Here is a 19021-nt window from a genome sequence, read left to right on the forward strand (position 1 = left end):
TCTTTCTTTTCTGTCTCATCAGTCCCCCGCCCGCCTCATAGGAATGGGATAGAGGATCAGCGGCCAAAACGATTGACAAGCGGAGTGACTGTTGCCGATAATGAACGTTGGGACTTTGAATGGAAAGAGGAGAAGACCATGCGCTCATCCACCATGCCAGCCATTACACCGGCGTATGACCCTTGGGAAGCGTACGTCGATATTGAAGAATATGGAAAACTACAACTGACGAATATTGAGTTTACCACAACGACGCTTTGCAATATGCGCTGTGAGCATTGTGCTGTTGGCTATACGTTGACAATGAAAGATCCCGAGGCGCTGCCGCTTGATATGTTGCTCCGCCGGCTCGAGGAAATTCCGCATTTGCGGTCATTAAGCATCACCGGCGGCGAGCCGATGCTGTCATTAAAATCCGTCGAACAATACGTCGTTCCCCTTCTCCGCTACGCGCACGAGCGCGGGGTGCGGACGCAGCTCAATTCGAACTTGACGTTGGATTTGTCTCGCTATGAACCAGTCATTCCGTATTTGGATGTGCTCCATATCTCGCACAACTGGGGGACGATCGACGACTTTGTCGAAGGTGGTTTTGCCATGATGGAGCGGAAGCCGACGCGCGCCCAACGCGAGAAATACTTCCAGCGCATGCTTGACAATGCAAAAGCGCTGGCAAATGCCGGCGTGATGGTATCGGCGGAAACGATGTTAAACAAACGAACCGTCCGCCACTTGGAAACGATCCACCGCCAAGTTGTCGAGGCAATGGGCTGCCGGCGCCATGAAATCCATCCGATGTATCCGAGCGATTTTGCCAGCGCTTTGGAGACGTTGAGCTTGGACGAATTGCGCGAAGCGATTCACCATTTGCTTGACATTCGCGACGAAAACGTCTGGATGCTGTTTGGCACGCTGCCGTTTTACCCGTGCAGCGACAACGAAGAAGATGTGCGCCTATTGAAGCGGCTGTATGAAAGCAAAAACGTCACCGTGCGCAACGATCCAGACGGACGTTCACGGCTCAATGTCAATATTTTCACCGGCGATGTCATCGTCACCGATTTCGGTGATGAACCGCCGCTTGGCAACATCATTCACGATTCGCTGCCAGACGTGTATGACAAATGGCGGCGCTCAAAGCTTGCTAGGGAGCTTCTTTGCCACTGCCCGTCGGCACGCTGCCTCGGACCGAACGTCCTTGTGAAGCAGACGTATTACCGCGGCGTCGATTTTACGAAGCGGTCCGCGCGCATTGGCCGATAAAAAACGTCAAGGAGCTTTTCCTTGACGTTTTATCTTGGCTGTTCACTCACCACATATGACATGTACAGGCGATCCTGCACCGGAATCCACGCCCCAACCCCTCTTGTCGTCACGTTTTTGACGACAATTTTCTTTTTGTTTCCTTTGAGCACGACGTACACTTCCCCGTATGTTACTTTCCCTTTTTCATTCACCGCCGGAGCGTACGCGTACAAATAACCTATTTTTTTCGCCGGTACGTTGTACGGTTGGTCTTTTTTCGTGCCAAGGCCGACAACCGTGCTGAAAGAGAGCGGCAAGTTCGTCTTTTCCATCGCTTTGTTTAACATCATCCGCTTAACCGCGTCTTCATTCGGCACTTTCACCGTCAACCCGCCGCGGACGTATTTTTGCATTTCTTGTTTATAGTACAACTTTTGCGCCGTATCGCCGCCGCGGTTATCAAGGAAATTCGTGTTGACCTTTTGATATTCCCAGTTCGTCGACGTTTCGATCGACTGGTAATTGAGCGGCCATTGGCCTAAATAAATCGTCGCTCGATAGCCAACGGCCCATGGCGTGTCGGTCGCCGAAGATTCATTAAAGAGATGGATCAATTCGGGATTCTCAATTTTCACATTCGCCGATCTTAACAGCTGTTTTGTAAACGAGCTCGGTTCCAAATGCGGCAAATCTTGCGTCGGGTTCGGATACGTATTTTCTTTCGATATATCAATCACCGCACCGGGCGCCGGTTTGCCGGCAGCCGCCAGCGCCGAAAACGCCGCCGCATAAAGAAGAAGCACGCTCACGAACAGCGAAACAGCCCACTTTTTCATCGTCTTCACTCCTTTCTTCCCACGTTATTCACTGTTAGTTTCTTTCAAAATGCGCCGTTTATCCGCGGCGGCGAAAATTTTCCCCGTTTGGCGCCCCACTTCCCGCACCCGCCAAAAAAACACCCGGACGTCGAATACCCGGATGCAGTCACTTACAGCAAGTAAAAACCGATGCCCATGATCGTATAGGCAGCGAGCAATGTTGCTCCTTCAAACCAGTTCGTATCACCATCATTTGACAGCACGATCATCAAAAGGACGGAAGCAGCCATCGCCACCAGCTCAGGAAGTGAAAAGACAAGCGGCATTTTTTCCGGAAACAAAAGCGAAACGAGCACAAGCACCGGCGCAACGAACATGGCGATTTGCAATGTCGAGCCGACGGCAATTTCCACCGCGACATTCATTTTGTTTTTGTACGCCATAATCACCGCGGAAGCGTGCTCCGCCGCATTGCCGACGATGGCCACGATGATGATCCCGATAAACAGCTCGCTCCAGCCGAATGACTCGGCGACCGTTTCAAACGTATGAACGAGCCGTTCCGATAAATAGGCGACCGCAACCGTCGCCAGCGCCAAAATGGCGGTCGCTTTCCCTTTGCCCCATTCGGGCTCTTCATGTTCTTCCACTTCTTCTGATTTATGCTGATATACGCCGCGATGGGTGACAAGCCGGAAATAAAGGGCAGCGGCGTAAAGCAAGATCATGATGATCGAAATGCCAACGCTCAACGCGACTTGTTCGCTGTGATTCATATGCATGGTAAACACTTCCGGAATGACAAAAGCGATGAAGATAGCAAAAGTCAGCAGCCCGGCATTATGACGAGCATCATAAATGTTGAATTCTTGCCGCTTATATTTTAGTCCGCCGACAAAAAACGATAGCCCAGCCACCAAAAGCAAGTTCCCGAGCACCGAACCGGTTAAGGAAGCGAGCACGACGTCAACGAGTCCAGCCTGCAAGGCAAAAATGGAAATGATCAGCTCGACCGCGTTGCCAAACGTCGCGTTCAACAGCCCGCCAATGCGCGGTCCGGCGACGATCGCCAAGCTTTCCGTCGCTCGCCCCATATAGCTGGCGAGCGCAATGATCGTCAAACAGTACAGCACAAACATCAAGACAGTCGGCCAATGAAGAAACCCGCCGATGACCGACACCGGCACGCCGATCCATGTCATCCAAGCAAACACCTTGTTCATTTCTCTTCCACCTTTCCTCTTGATTGTTTTCGTTGCATTGACCGCCGTTTCTATGTACGATGGATAAGGGCATTCATTCGCCCTAGGAAACATCCGGCCTCGCTTGTTTGATTGGCCTGCGATTTCAACTGAAATGGGGATGCACGATGCGTTTTGCCATCTTAACCGGGATTGTCGCCGTCTCTGGTCTATCGCAAGGGATGTTGCTGCCGCTTTTGGCGATGCTTCTTGATGAAAACGGCGTCTCTTCGTCCGTTAACGGGGCGCACGCCGCCGCCCTGTATATCGGTGTCTTGACCATTTCGCCATTTTTGGAACGGCCGCTGAGACGCTATGGCTATCGGCTCCTCATTCTCCTTGGTGGTTTCATTGTAATATGTTCGCTTATTCTTTTTCCACTTTTTCCTTCTCTTTTCTTTTGGCTTGTTCTTCGCTTTGCCATCGGCATCGGCGATCATATGCTTCATTTTGCGACACAAACGTGGATTACGGACTTTTCGCTGCCGACTGAACGCGGACGGCGATTGTCGCTGTATGGGTGGGCGTTCGGCCTCGGCTTCACCATCGGCCCGCTGTTGGCTTCACTCGCTTCGGTCGAGAAGGCGCTTCCGTTTTATTTAGCTGCTCTCCTTAGTTTCGCCGGTTGGATCGGCGTCTTTTGGCTGCCGAACGAAAAACCAAAGCCGCTTGAACGTTCTTCGTCGGCGGCCGGTCGGTTTATTGGCGCTTGGAAACAGGCATGGCCAGCGCTTTTGTTGCCGTTTGCCTACGGTTTTTTAGAAGCGGCTGTCCATTCCATCTTCCCGCTGTACGCCTTGCGTGAGCGGATGAGCGCTGAGCAGATCGCCTTCATCTTGCCATGCTTCTCGCTTGGGGGCATCATCTTTCAGCTTCCGCTCGGAGCGCTCAGCGACCGGTTCGGGCGGCGCGAGATCATCACCGGTGCACTCTTGGCCGGCGCCGGTTGTTTTTTGATTGCCCTCACTGTCGGTGCGTCCACGGTTGGGTTGGCTGCTTGTTTGTTCACCGCTGGCATGTTTACCGGCTCGCTCTTCTCGCTCGGCATCGCCTATATGACCGACCTGTTGCCGAAAGAGCTGCTTCCCGCCGGCAATTTGTTGTGCGGGATGCTATACAGTCTCGGCAGCATGACGGGCCCGCCGCTTGCCGGCAGCGTGGTTGATCTCTCTGCTCGCGCCTTTTTCCTTGCGGTCAGCGCTGTCCTCCTCGTTCCGGCCATTTGCCTCGTCAGCCGCCGGGAACAGGAAACAGCGGCTTGACCGTTTTTTGTTTTTTATTTTTTATTTTTTTCAAAAAAATCGTTGACCATTTTGTTCCCTCTGTTATATAATAAAACCAAGATATCAAGTTTCTGTTTTAAAACAGTATAAAGGAGTGGCGATCATGAGCAGAACGGAACGGAAAAATATGATCGAGTTTATCGAAAAAGTGCGGGGATTGTCGCGCGAGGAACTCGCCTATATGACCGATGCAGAAATTGAATACATTTATGAGCGCTATTACCACCATCACGAAGAAATCGTTGAATAAAGCGGCGGCGGCTCGATGCGCCTGTGTTTGCATGAAAGGAAAGGTGCCCTCCAAAAAGGGAAGGGCACCTTTTTTTGATTTCCATCTATACACATAAAACGACCGCCGGGGCACAATATTACAATATGTTGTGCTATGTTGAACGAAGAACCACCTTTTGAGGCAGCTTCTTTCAATGATAGCCGTTTTGGCCGTTGGCACTGCCACTCGTCTTATGCTTTGGTCTGTTTTTTCCTTTTTGCTTCGTGCCCCCGTCTTTTTTCGTATGTTTCGTCATCTTGATCCCCCCTATGCCAAGATCCCCTGCATTGTTACGATATCCCGCCTCGGCACCGTTTATGCACGCTAACGCTGCCGTCTTTTCCCTTCGCGCTCACAGTCAAACATGGCGTTGAGTTCCCCGCCCAAGACAAGAATCATGCCGGACAAATAAAACCAAACCATCAACACGATCATCCCGCCAAGGCTGCCATACATCGCCGTGTAATCGGCAAAGTTGTTGACATAATACGCGAACGCCAGCGACGCCGCAATCCAGCCGGCGGTGGCAAACAGCGCGCCGCGCACGACGTTGACGCAGCGAAGCTGTTTGTTCGGCGCGAAATAATAAAGGGCAGTAAAGACAGCAAACAATAACAGCGAACTCGTCACCCAACGAAACGCGTTCCAAACCTCCAAAAACTGTTGCGACAACCCGAGAGCAGAGAACAAAAACAGCCCGATTATCCGCCCGAAGACCGGAAGCACGAGGGCAACGATGATGACAACGATCATGCCGAGCGTCAACACAATCGACAGCCCGCGTACGATCCAAAACGGCCGGTCTTCTTGCACATCATAAGCGCGGTTGAATGCCCTCATAATGGCACTCATGCCATTAGACGCTGACCAAATAGCTGCGATGATGCTAAACGACAACAATCCCCCATTTTGCTCATTCATGAGACGATAAACGTTCGTCTCGATGAGGTGAAGCGCCTCTTTCGGGGCGTATTGCCGCACGAGCGCAAGCACATCTTCATGCGGAATCGGCAAATACGCCAACAGCGTCATTAAAAACAACAAAAACGGAAAGAGCGACAGAAGAAAGTAATACGCCAATTCCGCCGACAAACGCGGGATTTCATCTTCCGTAAAACGGCGGGCCAACTCACGGATGAACGCCAAATTTACGACCATCGGCTGCCCTCCTTCCCCGTTTTTCCCTAGACGGGTGCGCCGCCCTCAAAGTCATTTTGTTTCCTCCACACCAAGTCGATGGTCGCGGATGATCCTCTCAAGCAAATGCTCGCACCCTGAGCGGACGAGGCGATACACTTCGGCAAAATTCCCGGTATAATACGGATCAGGCACATCGTCTTTTTCCCGGTCGGGAACAAAGTCAAGCAACCGGGCGAGCACCGCTTTCGAACGGGAGCCAGCCAATCGGCGCAAATCGTTCAAGTTGGCTGCGTCCATGGCGATGATGTAATCAAATTCTTCCAAGTCACGATGATTCACTTGCCGGGCGCGGATGCCGGAGTAGTCGATCTTATTTTCAGTCAAAACCCTTCTTGTCCCCACATGCGGCGGCTCACCGACATGCCAGCTGCCTGTTCCCGCCGAATCAACGGCAATCAGACCGTCAAGCCCCCGCTCTTTCACCAAATGACGGAAGACCGCTTCCGCCATCGGCGAGCGACAAATGTTTCCAAGACAAACAAACAGCACTTTAATCATCCAAACAGCCACCCCTCTCTCTATGTCCACGGTGCTTTCCACCGTTAGTTTTCCTTCATTTCTTTTCATCTAGCCCTTTTTGTCCCTAGAAGGACGGGGATGTAACGAAAAAACAACTCCAGCGGGGGAGCGTGTGCGAATGGGCCAACAACTTTTGTGCGCGTTCACGACAACCATTTTGAAGAAAACGAGGTGTTTCACCAACCTTTTAGACTGGCACTATGCATGTGCACCTACATTTTACCACATCATCCGTTTTTCATCAGAAAAGCAAGCCAGGCAATCTCTCCCCATTCTTCCTGCACCTATGGTACAATACATAGTAACTTGCCATGAAAGGAGTAAACGAATGGATTTATCAAAACGGTCGGCGGAAAACGTCGCCTACATGATCGAACAGTTGAAGCAAAAGTTGAAAGTGCTGAACTTGGATGCCATCAAGCCGTCCCATTTTTCCGAGGAATGGTACGATGAGTTGAGAGACATTTACGAGATGGTGATGAAACGCGAGACGTTCAGCCCAAGCGAAATGCAGGCGATTGTCGAAGAGCTCGGAAGCCTGCGCAAAAAATAACGCTCCCATCTGCTGCTAGGCAGGCAATGCAGCTGTTTCGTATAAAAACAATTCCTATCGAAAAACTATGATTGACATTATCGTCAATTGTGCTAAAATTTTAATCAATTAAATGACATGCGTTGCATACGTTGCTCGGGAGTGAGGGAGGAATTGGCTCAATGAACTCCGTCAACCTGCCGCCTATAGCAAAGTGCCAATTCCAGCTAAAGAAGATCTTTAGTAAAATAAGGGGCACCCTTTCTCCCGCTCTTTCTGATTCATGCAAGGAAGGATTTTCGCCGCCGAATTGCCGTTTGGCCGCTATATATCCGACTAATTACGTGGATTTTCTTTGATTTTGTGAGGAGGAGAAACCGATGCTCACGTATGATCAGTGGGAAAAGGCGGAAAAACCGTCTTTTCCGTCCGATAATGAAACAAAAGGGGCGCTTGACGTCCTTGCTTGGGCGTATCGCGAATACGGCGATGAGATCGTATACGCGTGCAGCTTCGGCATCGAGGGGATTGTGCTGATTGATCTCATCTCCCAAATCAAACCGGACGCCGAAATCGTCTTTTTGGATACCGGCCTGCATTTTCCAGAGACGTACGATACGATCGCGAAAGTGAAAGAAAAATATCCGTCGCTTCGCATCGTGATGAAGCAGCCGCGCTTGACGTTGGAAGAACAGAAGGCGCAGTTTGGCGACGAGTTATGGAAACGCGACCCGAACAAATGCTGTGAGCTGCGCAAAGTCATTCCGCTGCGCGAGGTGCTGACCGGGGTGACGGCGTGGATTTCCGGCTTGCGCCGCGAGCAATCGCCGACGCGGCGGCATGTCGAGTACATTAACAAAGACGACAAGTTCCGTTCTATTAAAGTCTGTCCGCTCATTCACTGGACGTGGAAAGACGTATGGAATTACGTGTACAAACGCCATCTCCCGTACAATGTGCTCCACGACCGCGGCTACCCGAGCATCGGTTGCGCCCCGTGCACCACTCCGGCTACAGATCCGAACGACTTGCGCTCCGGGCGCTGGGCCGGCCAAGGAAAGACGGAATGCGGTCTCCATCTCGCTTAAGGAGAGAAAAACGATATGCTCCTTGCCATTGCTTTGATCGCATCCTTTTTCTTCGCCATGAACATCGAGGCGAGCGGCGCGGCGGCCTCGATAGGCGTCGCTGATGAATCGGACGCCATTCCGAATCGTCAAGCTGCTGTTTGACAGCGACGTCTATACGGTCATCGCCATCTTGAGCGTCTGCTTGGCGTCATTAGCCTGAAAAAAGAACGCTTGCCTCATGAACATGGCAGCGGCATTTCACAACATCTATCAATCTAGGAGGTTATGAACATGAGCGTAAGCATCCCGCATGGCGGCACATTGATCAATCGTTGGAATCCGGACTATCCGCTTGATGAGGCGACCAAAACGATCGAGCTCTCCAAAGCCGAACTGAGCGACTTGGAGCTGATCGGAACGGGCGCCTACAGCCCTCTCACTGGTTTTTTAACGAAAACGGATTACGACGCGGTTGTTGAAACAATGCGTCTGTCTGACGGCACCGTCTGGAGCATTCCGATCACGCTCGCGGTAACAGAAGAAAAAGCGAAAGAGCTCGCCGTCGGCGATAAGGCGAAACTCGTTTATCGTGGCGACGTCTACGGCGTCATTGAGATCGCTGACATTTACCGCCCAGACAAAACGAAAGAAGCGAAGCTCGTTTATAAAACGGATGAACTTGCTCACCCAGGCGTGCGCAAACTGTTTGAAAAACCGGATGTGTATGTCGGCGGGGAGATTACGCTTGTCAAACGGACCGACAAAGGCCAATTCGCCTCGTTTTATTTTGATCCAGCAGAAACGCGGAAAAAGTTTGCTGAGTTTGGCTGGAACACCGTTGTCGGCTTCCAAACGCGCAATCCGGTTCACCGCGCCCATGAATACATTCAAAAATGCGCGCTCGAGATCGTTGATGGCTTGTTTTTAAACCCACTCGTCGGCGAAACGAAAGCGGACGATATTCCGGCTGACATCCGGATGGAAAGCTATCAAGTGCTGCTGGAAAACTATTACCCGAAAGACCGCGTTTTCCTCGGCGTCTTCCAAGCTGCGATGCGCTATGCCGGTCCGCGTGAAGCCATTTTCCACGCGATGGTGCGCAAAAATTTCGGCTGCACGCACTTCATCGTCGGCCGCGACCACGCTGGTGTCGGCAATTATTACGGTACGTATGATGCGCAAAAAATCTTCTTGAACTTTACGGCTGAAGAGCTTGGCATTACGCCGCTCTTTTTCGAACATAGCTTTTACTGCACGAAATGCGAAGGGATGGCATCGACAAAAACGTGTCCGCATGACGCGAAATACCATGTCGTCCTTTCCGGCACGAAAGTTCGTGAAATGCTGCGCAACGGCCAAGTGCCGCCGAGCACGTTCAGCCGCCCGGAAGTGGCAGCCGTCTTGATCAAAGGGCTGCAAGAACGCGAAACGGTCGCCCCGTCAGCGCGCTAAAGGAGGATCGCGATGAGCACGAACATCGTTTGGCATCACACATCGGTCACAAAAGAAGATCGTCGCAAGCGCAACGGCCATCATAGCGCCATCCTTTGGTTCACCGGGCTGTCCGGCTCCGGCAAATCGACGGTGGCCAACGCTGTCTCCAGACGACTGTTTGAGCTCGGCATTCAGAATTATGTCTTAGACGGCGACAACATCCGGCACGGGCTCAATAAAGATCTCGGCTTTTCCGCCGCCGACCGGACGGAAAACATCCGCCGCATCGGCGAAGTGGCAAAGCTGTTTGTCGACAGCGGCCAGTTTGTGCTGACGGCGTTCATCTCGCCGTTTGCCGAAGACCGGGCGCTCGTCCGCCGCTTAGTCGAAGAAGACGAGTTTATCGAAATTTACGTCAACTGCCCGCTTGAAGAATGCGAAAAGCGCGATCCGAAAGGGCTGTATCAAAAAGCTCGCCGCGGGGAAATCCGTGAATTTACGGGCATCGACTCGCCGTACGAGGCGCCGGAAGCACCGGAGCTGACGATCGAAACACACCGTTATTCGGTTGACGAATGTGCCGAGCAAGTGCTCGCCTACCTGCGCGAGCGAGGAATGATCCCGGCCGCGAAAACAGACTGATTCCCCCGTCCTCTGCCAAAAAAGAACGGGAGGTCATTTGACAAGGTCGTTTTCATCCCAAGGCAGACCATTTACAATAAAAGCAGCCGAGCATCCATGCCGCTTTCCAGCGGCTGGCTGAATCATGCACGAAGGGGCTGAAACAACGATGGGCAAAGTATATCTTGTCGGCGCCGGCCCCGGCGACCCGGAACTCATTACCGTCAAAGGATTAAAATGCATCCAGCAAGCGGATGTCATTTTGTACGACCGTCTCATCAATGAAGAGTTGCTTTCATATGCCAAGCCGGACGCCGAACTCATCTTTTGCGGCAAGCTGCCCGGCTTTCATGCCATGCAGCAGGAAACGATCAACCATGCGCTCGTCTGGCATGCCAAAAAAGGAAAAACGGTCGTCCGCTTAAAGGGCGGCGATCCGTTCGTGTTCGGGCGCGGCGGCGAAGAGGCCGAGGCGCTGGCCAAACATGGGATCGAATTTGAGATCGTTCCCGGCATCACCTCCGCCATCGCGGCGGCGGCTTATGCCGGCATCCCTGTCACCCATCGCGCGTTCAGCTCAAGCGTCGCCTTTGTCACCGGGCATCGGCGCGACGGAAGTCGTGACGAGATCAAATGGGAAAGCCTCGCCAAAGGCATCGATACGATCGCCATTTACATGGGGGTTCATCACTTGCCATACATTTGCGGCCAGCTGATGAAATACGGCAAAGCGCCGGAGACGCCGGCGGCGGTCATCGAATGGGGAACGACAACTGCTCAACGCACCGTCACCGGCACGCTCGCGACGATCGCCGGAATCGCCGCCAAGGAAAACATCCAAAATCCGAGCATGATCATGATCGGAGACGTCGTCCGGCTGCGCGCCAACATTCAATGGTTTGAGCCGTTGCTTGCGTCATCCGCAGCCGCTGGCGCAACATCGTGAGGCGATGGTGATGGAAGCTGTTTTATATGTCAGCCACGGCAGCCGCATTGCCGCCGCGCGCCATGAAGCGGCGCGTTTCGTCGAACAGTGCCGGAGGGCCATCGATATTCCGATTCAAGAGCTATGCTTTGTCGAGCTCGCGGAACCGGACATTGTCACCGGCGTTGACCGTTGTGTCGCCCAAGGGGCGACACGCGTCATCGTCGTTCCGCTTCTCCTTCTTTCTGCAGGGCATGCCAAACACGATATTCCAGCAGCATTGGACATCGCGAGACGGCGCCATCCGTCCGTTGATATCCTCTGTGGCGCTCCGTTCGGCGTCCATGAAGCAATGATCGACATCATGATCGACCGCATCAGCGAACAGTCCGCACCGCTTGACGGTGAATCGATGATCCTTCTTGTCGGCCGCGGCAGCAGTGATCCAGACACGAAGCGCGACATGTCCGCCATCGCTGCGCTTTTAAAAGAAAAAACGAACGTGCCGCACGTGGACGTTTGTTTTCTCGCTGCCATCCGCCCGACGCTTGATGAAGGGCTCGAACGGGCCCACGCATCGGCGTATCGGCGTGTGTTTGTCGTCCCGTACTTATTGTTTACCGGCGTCTTAATGAAAACGATCGAACGGAAGTTGCAGGGGTTCTCTGTTTCCGACAAGCAGTGGCATTTATGCTCTTACCTAGGCGATCACCCGCGGCTTGTGTTGCTCATTCAACAACAAGTATTATCGCTATCATCCGTAAAAAAAGGAGCTTGAACCATCAAGCTCCTTTTTTCATGTATTTTCCGCCTCATCTATTATATGATGGAAGCAGAACAACCGTGATGAAGGAGGACTCATCGGCGTGAAAAGAGTTCATGTCATCGTGGAAGGGCGCGTGCAAGGCGTCGGGTTTCGATACTTCGTCCAACACGAAGCGCTAAAACGGCAGCTGACCGGTTGGGTGAAAAACAATGATGACGGAACAGTGGAAATGGAAGTTCAGGGGAATGAAAGCGCCCTTCAACTCTTTTTGGACACCATTGAAGCCGGAACGATGTTTGCCAAAGTCGCCCGCATGCACATCGAGCCGCGCGATGTCCGCTCCGATGAAAAACAATTTCGCATTATGTACGGGAGCGGCTTTTGACAACTAGGCTCATCCCCTCAAGCAGCGGCCTTCCCGGCTTTTTCGGCCATCGGGCCGGCAGAAGCGCCGGCCCGATGGCCAAAATCCGAAGGGACAGCGTCTTCCTTGCTTTTCTGATCGCCAAACCAAAAGCGGTTCTGCCTTTCCCGCGCTTCTCGCCGCTCACGCCGGCCGCAAATGCGGCGCCGCATAGTGGAAATATGTCTCCAAGATGGCCATGTTCGCCTGCTCATTTTTTCCCCGCGCTTCGCGACAAAGCGGGTCGAACATGTCGACAGCGGAGGGCGGGTATTCGCCGCATATGTCCACGCCGAGCACTTTTTTATGGAATAAGAGCAACCGCAGGCAGGCGAGCAGCTGGGATAGCGGAATCACTCCTTGATCCCAGTTCGTGACCGCGTCTTCGCGGCGAAGAGCGTCTTTATCGATGCTGATATAGATGCTTCCGGTCGGGATGGCCTCGATGAGCGCTTTTGGCCATTCATCATGATCATCAAATGGAAGAACAGTCATGTTCGGAGATAAACGGAGTTGATGCGAAGAAGCAGTTGGGCCAACGATAACGACTTTTTGCAGCCGCGGATGCTTAAGTGCATAGGAGACCCATGAGCCGCACGAAATGACATCATCCCCTCCTTCAGCATCCGTATGGCGGTCAAAAAGCACAAGCGTAAACGGTTCGTTGATTTCTTTAAGCAATAAATACGTGACATAATGATAGTTGCCGCTGCCGATCAGCACCGCCCCGCGCTTCCGCCGCCGCTCAAGCCGCCGCTCAATTTCAGCAAGCGCCGCTTCGCTGCAATACAAATTCGTCTCCGGCACGTCGGCAAGATCGACCCATTCGTGCGGAAACTGAAACAGCCGCTTTTGCGGTCGGTACACGCCGTCAAAATTCAGCATCGTGACACCATTGCCTTGAACCCCCATCGATCATCACCCTTCTTTCGTTGAATCAGCATTCAACGCTTTGTAGGTGCGGATGAGTCCAAGATGTGTCTCTTTTTTTATTATACAATAGGAGTCGAAATATTTCCGCTCACACGCCTCGGTCATGTACAATAATAGAAAAACAAACAGCAAGGAGGGAGCCGCTTGCAACCGATCGACACGGCAGCTGTACAAGAGGCGCTGAATCGTTTTGCCAATCGCGACGTATATATTCATTTGGAAACGACGAACGGAGCATACGCCTCCCATCATAACGAAGGTTTTTATTCCGTCGGCGCCTACATCCGCAATGCCTGCATCCGCTTCACCCGCGGCAAGATCACCGGCCCCGGGCCATATCGCGTCGGACTGAAGCTTGATCTTGGCTGGGTGTACGCCGAAGGGCTGACCCATTGGGAATGGACAGAAAAAGGACAGTTGCTGCTAGCAGGCCATGATGATCAAGGGAAATTGGCCGTGGCTCTCGAACTGAGCAACGAACCGTTTGTGTAAGGAGGGAGTTCCGTTGAACGAACGACATGTGCTCGTTGTTTTTCCCCACCCGGACGATGAAGCGTTCGGTGTGTCGGGAACGATTGCCGAGCATGCGCAAAACGGCACGCCGGTGACGTACGCTTGCTTGACGCTCGGAGAAATGGGGCGCAATATGGGCGTGCCTCCGTTTGCCAACCGCGAAACGCTTCCACACATCCGCAAGCAAGAACTGGAGGAAGCATGCCGCATTCTTGGCATTCATGATTTGCGCCTGCTCGGCTATCGCGACAAGACGGTCGAGTTTGAGGATGAAGAAGAGCTGGCTGACCGGATCGCCGCCATCGTGGCAGAAACGAATCCATCGCTTGTCATTACGTTTTACCCCGGCTACAGCGTCCACCCCGACCATGATGCGTGTGGAGCCGCTGTCATCCGCGCCTTAAAGCGCTGGCCGAAAGAAGAACGGCCAACCGTCCATTGCGTTGCGTTTGCGAAAAACTGCGAACAAGACCTTGGCCAGCCGGATGTCGTGCGCGATGTCAGCTCGGTGATCGATACGAAGCTGGCCGCCATTCGCGCCCACCGTTCGCAAACCGAAGGACTGATGCAAGCGGCATCCAAACGCGGCGATGCACTTGCTTGGCTCAAAACAGAACGGTTTTGGACGTATCGGTGGGATGACTAAACGTATACAGGCGCCGGCCGCACCTCCAAGCTGGCTGAACCGGCACGGCCGGCCCGCCGCCGAAAAAAGGAAGCCCGCCTTTCACGTGAGGCTTGGGCGCCTTTTTCGTTGGCATAGGCAGTGAAGAAAACACCAGCCCGCCCAACCGGATCCGGAACAGGCATTGTTTCCGCTGGAATGTTTCAGATGGGTTGCAATCCGAAAGCGGCCTCGGCGGCCAGATCCCCTTTCAGCACGGTGACGGCTTTTCCTTCGAGCTGAACCCTCTCGCCTGCCACCATCACCCGCACAATGCCGCCGCGGGCTGAAGCTTGGTAGCCGACTAACGTCGTTTTCCCAAGCTTGTCCGCCCAATACGGCCCGAGGCAACAGTGGGCGGAGCCGGTAACCGGGTCTTCCGGCACACCGAGAGCTGGAAAAAAGGACCGCGATACAAAATCCACTTCTTCTGCCGCTGAACGGCTTGTCACAATGATGCCGCGCGCATCTACTTCTTGAAGCAGGCGGAAATCCGGGGTCAGTCTGCGCACCTCCTGTTCTGAGCCGATTTCCACCAAATAATCGAACCGGTTGCGCCCGATAAACAGCGGTTCAGCTGGCAAGGCACCAACAAGCGCAGCAGGAGGCGACTCAACCCGCACTGGCGTTTCGTTCGGAAAATCGAGCCGAATCCAACCATCGTTGTTTATAGCCGTCAATACTCCGCTGTTCGTGAAAAAGGCAATCGCTTCATCTCGGCGGTGTTCCCCTCGCTCCCACAGCACATGGGCACTCGCCAAAGTTGCATGGCCGCACAAATCAACCTCTGCTTTAGGGTTGACACTCCACACGGCTAAAGCCGTGGGATTCTTGGGTCGTTTGCGTCCTCATCCATTTCTGGTTCGGACAACGCCCAAGTTTAGGGGTGTGTCATCACCCCATCCCATCGGGTTAGAGTGTACCCCGATGGGCGGCGCACCTGTGACCAGTGCGCTAGGTTAGGAGGCGAAGCCCGAAATCGCTTTGGCGATGTTGATGGCGCCATTCAAGTCGGCGTGGAGAGTGTATCCACACCTTTGGCATCGGAAGCGGATGCCGTTTCGGTTCGCTTTCTCTCGATGACCACATTTACACGTTTGGCTCGTGTAGGTTGGATTCACCCACTCAACGCGAATGCCCGCCATTTCCGCCTTATAGGCGATCATCGTTTGCAGTTGGTGGAACGCCCAAGCATGAAGGCTTCGCCCCGCTTCTTTGGCCGATGTTGCCCGCTTGCGAATCCCCGTCAACGCTTCCATCCGAATCACGCCAACACCGTTGGCGACGGCAAAACGGACGATTTGACGGCTGATTTTGTGATTTTGATCCTTCATCCAGCGGGACTCTTTACGGCCGATTTTGCGAATCATATGGAGCTTCTTGGCNACGATTTGACGGCTGATTTTGTGATTTTGATCCTTCATCCAGCGGGACTCTTTACGGCCGATTTTGCGAATCATATGGAGCTTCTTGGCTTTTCCTAATCTCCTTCGCAAAGCCGCATATCGTCGGCGTACAAAGGCGCATTGGTTCCCTTTGAAAAACAGTGATTTCGTTCCCACGCTGGCAACGGCGATATAACGAAGTCCCAAATCAACGCCCATTACCTTCGTTTCTTCCCGTTGTTGGACTTCAACTGTGATCGCAACAGCCAAGTACCATTTCTTTCTCTTTTTGTAGAGCTTGGCNAACAGTGATTTCGTTCCCACGCTGGCAACGGCGATATAACGAAGTCCCAAATCAACGCCCATTACCTTCGTTTCTTCCCGTTGTTGGACTTCAACTGTGATCGCAACAGCCAAGTACCATTTCTTTCTCTTTTTGTAGAGCTTGGCAGCCCCTTGTTTGACGGTTCCATTGAGCAGCCGATTCAGCCACGCTTCTTGATAGGAGCGCGTAACCACTGGCACGCCAATTCGCTTCTCCAGCGTGGGGAAGGAAACCGTGTAGAACACTCCTTTCTTTTCCACCTTTACGTTTTGATTGTTAAAGCAGCACCAGAATGTTCGGAACTTCTTTGCCTTTTGTTTTTTCTTTTGGGCCTTCACTTCTCGAATCGTCTGATTCACGACGGCGGAAGGAAACCGCTGCGACGAAAACTCCTTAAAAATTTTGCTCGTCGCTTGATTCAGCTCGGGATGATTCAACAGCCAATTGGCAAACGCGGTATTCACTTCTGTCATCCGTTCATACATGCCCTGTTTCACTTTCGTTGGGTTGTGCAGCTCCAGNTTCAACAGCCAATTGGCAAACGCGGTATTCACTTCTGTCATCCGTTCATACATGCCCTGTTTCACTTTCGTTGGGTTGTGCAGCTCCAGTCTTAGCGTAATCGTAGGCATGGATTCACCCCCTTTTCTTTTGAGAGTCCACATGCGTTCAGTTGTTTTCGTTCTTCGATCTTCTTGTTCCATATGATAGATTGTATCCGTTTAATGATTATACTGCCACAATAAAACAGAAAAATGGTGGCTCTAAGCGATCCTCTTAAAGGATTACCGAGTCATGCCGTCTTTCATCCCACGATTGAAACCGTGGCTTTCAGACGGCTTTTTCTGTAAACGCATCAACAATGTATATCGGGATGCTCATCGCCCTCTTTCTCCTTCCTTGTTTCGCTCTTTTTCTTTCGCCAACAAACGGGTAAACTCCTCCTCCCAGCGCCCACTTTGCCGGAACGAGTCGGCAGCGAGCGCCTGAAACAGCCGCTTCCGTCCCTCAGCGTCCTCCACTTCGCGCAATACGATGCCGCGGGCCCGCTGCAAAAACTCAAGATACGGCCTGTACTCTTCGCCATACTTCTCCTCAAGCTCGCGGCGAATGCGGCGGGCAACCGCCGGACTTGCCCCCCCGGTCGACACGGCAATTGTGAGCGGACCGCGGCGGATGACAGCGGGAACGTGAAAATCACACCGCTCCGGATCATCCACGACATTTACGAGTTGGCCGGATGATGCTGCTTGCGTCACCGCTTCATTCACCTTGCGATCGTTCGTCGCGGCAATCACCAAAAAGGCCCCCGCCAAATCGTCTGGGTCAAACCGCTTTTTCTTCCAAACGATCATCCCCCCCGCGGCCAACGCTTGAAGCTCCGGCTCCGCTTCAGGCGCAATCATCACGATTTTCGCCCCTGCCTCTAACAATCCATGAATTTTCCTTGCCGCCACCTTCCCGCCGCCGACAACGACCGCCCGGCGGCCGCGAAGCTGAAGAATCACTGGATATCCCATCGCTTTCTCCTCCCGCAATACAGACGCTCCTTTGGCCGGTTTTGGGCCCGATCCTCTCGACCAACGAACACGGCTCTTTTCCTTGATCGCTTGCACTCGAGCTGTGAACTGTTGACGAAGCCATTGTCCGCCGCAACGTTCGCTGAAAAGCAAGATGAAGAAAAAAAGAAGCCGTGCATCGAACACGGCCTTTTTCTTCATTATATCATCCTTGTTTCACTTCCTGAAGCCATTTCGCCAACCGTTCATTTTTCTTTTTCATATGATCGAGCCATTGAGGGAGCAGTTTTTTCATGGCCTCCTGATCATTGTTCTCCATAGCCTGTCTCGTTTGTTCATGAAGCAGATGAAGCTGCTGTTTTTCTTCTTTCGTCATCCGCTGTTTCTTTTTATGTAACTGTTTCCATTCTTTCTTAAACTGTTCTTTTGTGATTTTTTTATCGACTAGCTGATCGATGAGCCGGTCAAGCGCTGCTTCGCGCTCTTTTTTCATTTTTTTGCACTTTTCTTTGATGGCCTGTTTCACATTTTCATCGTTCAACTGCTGCCGCAACGCGTTCCGCTCATCCAGCACTTTTTTCCATTCTTCTTCCTGCTCGGGCGTATATTTTTGGACCATCTCCATCCACTTCTGCTCGTCAAGTCCCTCGTGCTTCCACATATGGCCGACCGGCAAATGCACATCGGCCCCCCCGCCTGCATGGCTTCGAGCAGACACCCATGACGGCATCGCCAGAACGAGCGAAGCAAAAAAGGCAACCCATAATTTTCTCATCATGTGCACTCCTTTTTTCATTTCGTTCACGATCCATCAACGACTAGACAGCTGGGATTAATCATTCTTTATTTTCTCTCCTTTGCGCTGCCTCCTTTCCGATCATTTACTCCTTCCTTATTTTCCCCGTTTTTTGGATATCTTTGCATAAAAAATGAGGAAACCCGCAAAAAAATCGTGTTTCCTCAGGATATTAAGGAATCGTCTAGCGAAATTTCTCTTCAATGCGCCGCCCGTAGTCGCGCAGCGCCTTCGAATTCGTCTGCCCCCGCTTTTTCATCAATTCGGCCAAACGAAGCTGTTTTTCCGTCCTCTTTTTCTCCAGCTCCCGTTTTTCCTCATCATCCTCGCAGCAACGAAGCAAGTCCTCGAGCGTCAAAAGCTCTTTGCGCAGCTCCGCTTCTTCCCTCACATAGCCGGCGTTTTTCAGCAACAAATACCCGAGCCGCAGCTCCTCTGGAATGCGGGAAAGGTCTTCAATCTCAAGCGGTTTGCCGAAGCCGGGCAAGTTGTCGAACTCGCCGTTTTTCATCGCTTCGCGAATTTTCTCCTCGGCGATGCGCCAAAATCCGTCCATG

At 52.6% G+C, this 19021-nt stretch carries 22 protein-coding genes and 1 riboswitch; of the genes, 12 read left to right on the forward strand and 10 right to left on the reverse strand.

Annotated elements, in window-relative coordinates:
- Positions 1 to 138 precede the first annotated feature (138 nt).
- Entirely contained in the window at positions 139 to 1263 is a 1125-nt protein-coding gene (gene yfkAB, locus T260_RS132480; protein WP_011229929.1) for a radical SAM/CxCxxxxC motif protein YfkAB, read from the forward strand.
- 29 nt (positions 1264 to 1292) lie between these two features.
- Here yfkAB and T260_RS132475 read toward each other — a convergent pair whose 3' ends face one another.
- Complete coding sequence (locus T260_RS132475; protein WP_011229928.1) at positions 1293 to 2081, reverse strand: YfkD famly protein; 789 nt, start codon at positions 2079 to 2081, stop codon at positions 1293 to 1295.
- 152 nt (positions 2082 to 2233) lie between these two features.
- Positions 2234 to 3286, reverse strand: a complete 1053-nt coding sequence (gene cax, locus T260_RS132470) for a calcium/proton exchanger (RefSeq protein WP_011229927.1) — start codon at positions 3284 to 3286, stop codon at positions 2234 to 2236.
- Positions 3287 to 3432: 146 nt separating this feature from the next.
- On the opposite strand from cax, the gene T260_RS132465 reads away from it, so the two are divergent.
- Positions 3433 to 4566: an MFS transporter gene (locus T260_RS132465; protein ID WP_011229926.1), complete on the forward strand. Its 1134-nt coding sequence runs from the start codon at positions 3433 to 3435 to the stop codon at positions 4564 to 4566.
- A 124-nt stretch (positions 4567 to 4690) separates the two neighbouring features.
- A complete protein-coding gene (locus T260_RS11215) occupies positions 4691 to 4837 on the forward strand; it encodes a BH0509 family protein (protein ID WP_011229925.1) in 147 nt (48 codons plus the stop codon).
- 345 nt (positions 4838 to 5182) lie between these two features.
- Here T260_RS11215 and T260_RS132460 read toward each other — a convergent pair whose 3' ends face one another.
- Both T260_RS132460 and T260_RS132455 read right to left on the reverse strand, forming a co-directional pair.
- Positions 5183 to 6016, reverse strand: coding sequence for a YihY/virulence factor BrkB family protein (locus T260_RS132460; protein WP_011229924.1), 834 nt, complete (start codon positions 6014 to 6016; stop codon positions 5183 to 5185).
- A 51-nt stretch (positions 6017 to 6067) separates the two neighbouring features.
- Positions 6068 to 6556, reverse strand: coding sequence for a low molecular weight protein-tyrosine-phosphatase (locus tag T260_RS132455; protein WP_013146347.1), 489 nt, complete (start codon positions 6554 to 6556; stop codon positions 6068 to 6070).
- Positions 6557 to 6905: 349 nt separating this feature from the next.
- On the opposite strand from T260_RS132455, the gene T260_RS132450 reads away from it, so the two are divergent.
- The 7 genes from T260_RS132450 to T260_RS132415 all read left to right on the forward strand — a co-directional run bounded on the left by T260_RS132450 (position 6906) and on the right by T260_RS132415 (position 12310).
- The gene (locus tag T260_RS132450) at positions 6906 to 7130 is read left to right on the forward strand and encodes a DUF1128 domain-containing protein (RefSeq protein WP_011229922.1); all 225 of its coding nucleotides are present in this window, start codon (positions 6906 to 6908) and stop codon (positions 7128 to 7130) included.
- 129 nt (positions 7131 to 7259) lie between these two features.
- Positions 7260 to 7364, forward strand: a riboswitch (SAM riboswitch).
- A 125-nt stretch (positions 7365 to 7489) separates the two neighbouring features.
- Entirely contained in the window at positions 7490 to 8197 is a 708-nt protein-coding gene (locus T260_RS132445; protein WP_023633710.1) for a phosphoadenylyl-sulfate reductase, read from the forward strand.
- A gap of 273 nt (positions 8198 to 8470) precedes the next feature.
- A complete protein-coding gene (gene sat / locus T260_RS132435) occupies positions 8471 to 9631 on the forward strand; it encodes a sulfate adenylyltransferase (protein WP_011229919.1) in 1161 nt (386 codons plus the stop codon).
- Between the two features lie 12 nt (positions 9632 to 9643).
- On the forward strand, positions 9644 to 10255 hold the full coding sequence (cysC, locus tag T260_RS132430; RefSeq protein ID WP_011229918.1) for an adenylyl-sulfate kinase: 612 nt from the start codon (positions 9644 to 9646) through the stop codon (positions 10253 to 10255).
- 148 nt (positions 10256 to 10403) lie between these two features.
- Complete coding sequence (cobA, locus tag T260_RS132425) at positions 10404 to 11180, forward strand: uroporphyrinogen-III C-methyltransferase (protein WP_011229917.1); 777 nt, start codon at positions 10404 to 10406, stop codon at positions 11178 to 11180.
- A 10-nt stretch (positions 11181 to 11190) separates the two neighbouring features.
- Complete coding sequence (locus tag T260_RS132420; protein WP_013146355.1) at positions 11191 to 11937, forward strand: sirohydrochlorin chelatase; 747 nt, start codon at positions 11191 to 11193, stop codon at positions 11935 to 11937.
- Positions 11938 to 12025: 88 nt separating this feature from the next.
- Entirely contained in the window at positions 12026 to 12310 is a 285-nt protein-coding gene (locus T260_RS132415; protein ID WP_011229915.1) for an acylphosphatase, read from the forward strand.
- Positions 12311 to 12472: 162 nt separating this feature from the next.
- Here T260_RS132415 and T260_RS132410 read toward each other — a convergent pair whose 3' ends face one another.
- A complete protein-coding gene (locus T260_RS132410; RefSeq protein ID WP_021321836.1) occupies positions 12473 to 13240 on the reverse strand; it encodes an arginase family protein in 768 nt (255 codons plus the stop codon).
- Positions 13241 to 13405: 165 nt separating this feature from the next.
- On the opposite strand from T260_RS132410, the gene T260_RS132405 reads away from it, so the two are divergent.
- Both T260_RS132405 and bshB2 read left to right on the forward strand, forming a co-directional pair.
- Positions 13406 to 13753, forward strand: coding sequence for a YojF family protein (locus T260_RS132405; RefSeq protein ID WP_011229912.1), 348 nt, complete (start codon positions 13406 to 13408; stop codon positions 13751 to 13753).
- Positions 13754 to 13766: 13 nt separating this feature from the next.
- On the forward strand, positions 13767 to 14420 hold the full coding sequence (bshB2, locus tag T260_RS132400; RefSeq protein ID WP_023633711.1) for a bacillithiol biosynthesis deacetylase BshB2: 654 nt from the start codon (positions 13767 to 13769) through the stop codon (positions 14418 to 14420).
- Between the two features lie 182 nt (positions 14421 to 14602).
- On the opposite strand, the gene T260_RS132395 is transcribed toward bshB2, so the two are convergent.
- The 5 genes from T260_RS132395 to T260_RS132385 form a co-directional block, all read right to left on the reverse strand.
- Positions 14603 to 15250, reverse strand: a complete 648-nt coding sequence (locus T260_RS132395; RefSeq protein WP_069304004.1) for a PhzF family phenazine biosynthesis protein — start codon at positions 15248 to 15250, stop codon at positions 14603 to 14605.
- Between the two features lie 147 nt (positions 15251 to 15397).
- On the reverse strand, positions 15398 to 16711 hold the full coding sequence (locus T260_RS1000000140210; RefSeq protein WP_050582925.1) for an RNA-guided endonuclease TnpB family protein: 1314 nt from the start codon (positions 16709 to 16711) through the stop codon (positions 15398 to 15400).
- A gap of 315 nt (positions 16712 to 17026) precedes the next feature.
- Positions 17027 to 17668 (reverse strand): precorrin-2 dehydrogenase/sirohydrochlorin ferrochelatase family protein, encoded by a 642-nt coding sequence (locus T260_RS0119960; RefSeq protein ID WP_031206072.1) that lies wholly within the window; start codon positions 17666 to 17668, stop codon positions 17027 to 17029.
- A gap of 205 nt (positions 17669 to 17873) precedes the next feature.
- Complete coding sequence (locus T260_RS132390) at positions 17874 to 18443, reverse strand: PX domain-containing protein (protein WP_021321838.1); 570 nt, start codon at positions 18441 to 18443, stop codon at positions 17874 to 17876.
- A gap of 205 nt (positions 18444 to 18648) precedes the next feature.
- Positions 18649 to 19020 carry a DnaJ family domain-containing protein gene (locus tag T260_RS132385; RefSeq protein ID WP_013522951.1) on the reverse strand — a complete coding sequence of 124 codons (372 nt, stop codon included), beginning with the start codon at positions 19018 to 19020 and terminating at the stop codon, positions 18649 to 18651.
- Position 19021 lies beyond the last annotated feature (1 nt).

This window comes from Geobacillus thermopakistaniensis (assembly GCF_000498995.1).
GTDB classification, from domain to species: domain Bacteria; phylum Bacillota; class Bacilli; order Bacillales; family Anoxybacillaceae; genus Geobacillus; species Geobacillus thermoleovorans.

Coding starts and splice junctions, on each gene's coding strand:
- T260_RS11215 (WP_011229925.1), top strand. CDS start 4,691: ATGAGCAGAACGGAACGGAAAAATATGATCGAGTTTATCGAAAAAGTG.
- T260_RS132390 (WP_021321838.1), bottom strand. CDS start 18,443: ATGAGAAAATTATGGGTTGCCTTTTTTGCTTCGCTCGTTCTGGCGATG.
- T260_RS132420 (WP_013146355.1), top strand. CDS start 11,191: ATGGAAGCTGTTTTATATGTCAGCCACGGCAGCCGCATTGCCGCCGCG.
- cax (WP_011229927.1), bottom strand. CDS start 3,286: ATGAACAAGGTGTTTGCTTGGATGACATGGATCGGCGTGCCGGTGTCG.
- T260_RS132455 (WP_013146347.1), bottom strand. CDS start 6,556: ATGATTAAAGTGCTGTTTGTTTGTCTTGGAAACATTTGTCGCTCGCCG.
- cysC (WP_011229918.1), top strand. CDS start 9,644: ATGAGCACGAACATCGTTTGGCATCACACATCGGTCACAAAAGAAGAT.
- sat (WP_011229919.1), top strand. CDS start 8,471: ATGAGCGTAAGCATCCCGCATGGCGGCACATTGATCAATCGTTGGAAT.
- T260_RS0119960 (WP_031206072.1), bottom strand. CDS start 17,668: ATGGGATATCCAGTGATTCTTCAGCTTCGCGGCCGCCGGGCGGTCGTT.
- T260_RS132450 (WP_011229922.1), top strand. CDS start 6,906: ATGGATTTATCAAAACGGTCGGCGGAAAACGTCGCCTACATGATCGAA.
- T260_RS132475 (WP_011229928.1), bottom strand. CDS start 2,081: ATGAAAAAGTGGGCTGTTTCGCTGTTCGTGAGCGTGCTTCTTCTTTAT.
- T260_RS132410 (WP_021321836.1), bottom strand. CDS start 13,240: ATGGGGGTTCAAGGCAATGGTGTCACGATGCTGAATTTTGACGGCGTG.
- cobA (WP_011229917.1), top strand. CDS start 10,404: ATGGGCAAAGTATATCTTGTCGGCGCCGGCCCCGGCGACCCGGAACTC.
- T260_RS132445 (WP_023633710.1), top strand. CDS start 7,490: ATGCTCACGTATGATCAGTGGGAAAAGGCGGAAAAACCGTCTTTTCCG.
- T260_RS132460 (WP_011229924.1), bottom strand. CDS start 6,016: ATGGTCGTAAATTTGGCGTTCATCCGTGAGTTGGCCCGCCGTTTTACG.
- yfkAB (WP_011229929.1), top strand. CDS start 139: ATGCGCTCATCCACCATGCCAGCCATTACACCGGCGTATGACCCTTGG.
- T260_RS132385 (WP_013522951.1), bottom strand. CDS start 19,020: ATGGACGGATTTTGGCGCATCGCCGAGGAGAAAATTCGCGAAGCGATG.
- T260_RS132465 (WP_011229926.1), top strand. CDS start 3,433: ATGCGTTTTGCCATCTTAACCGGGATTGTCGCCGTCTCTGGTCTATCG.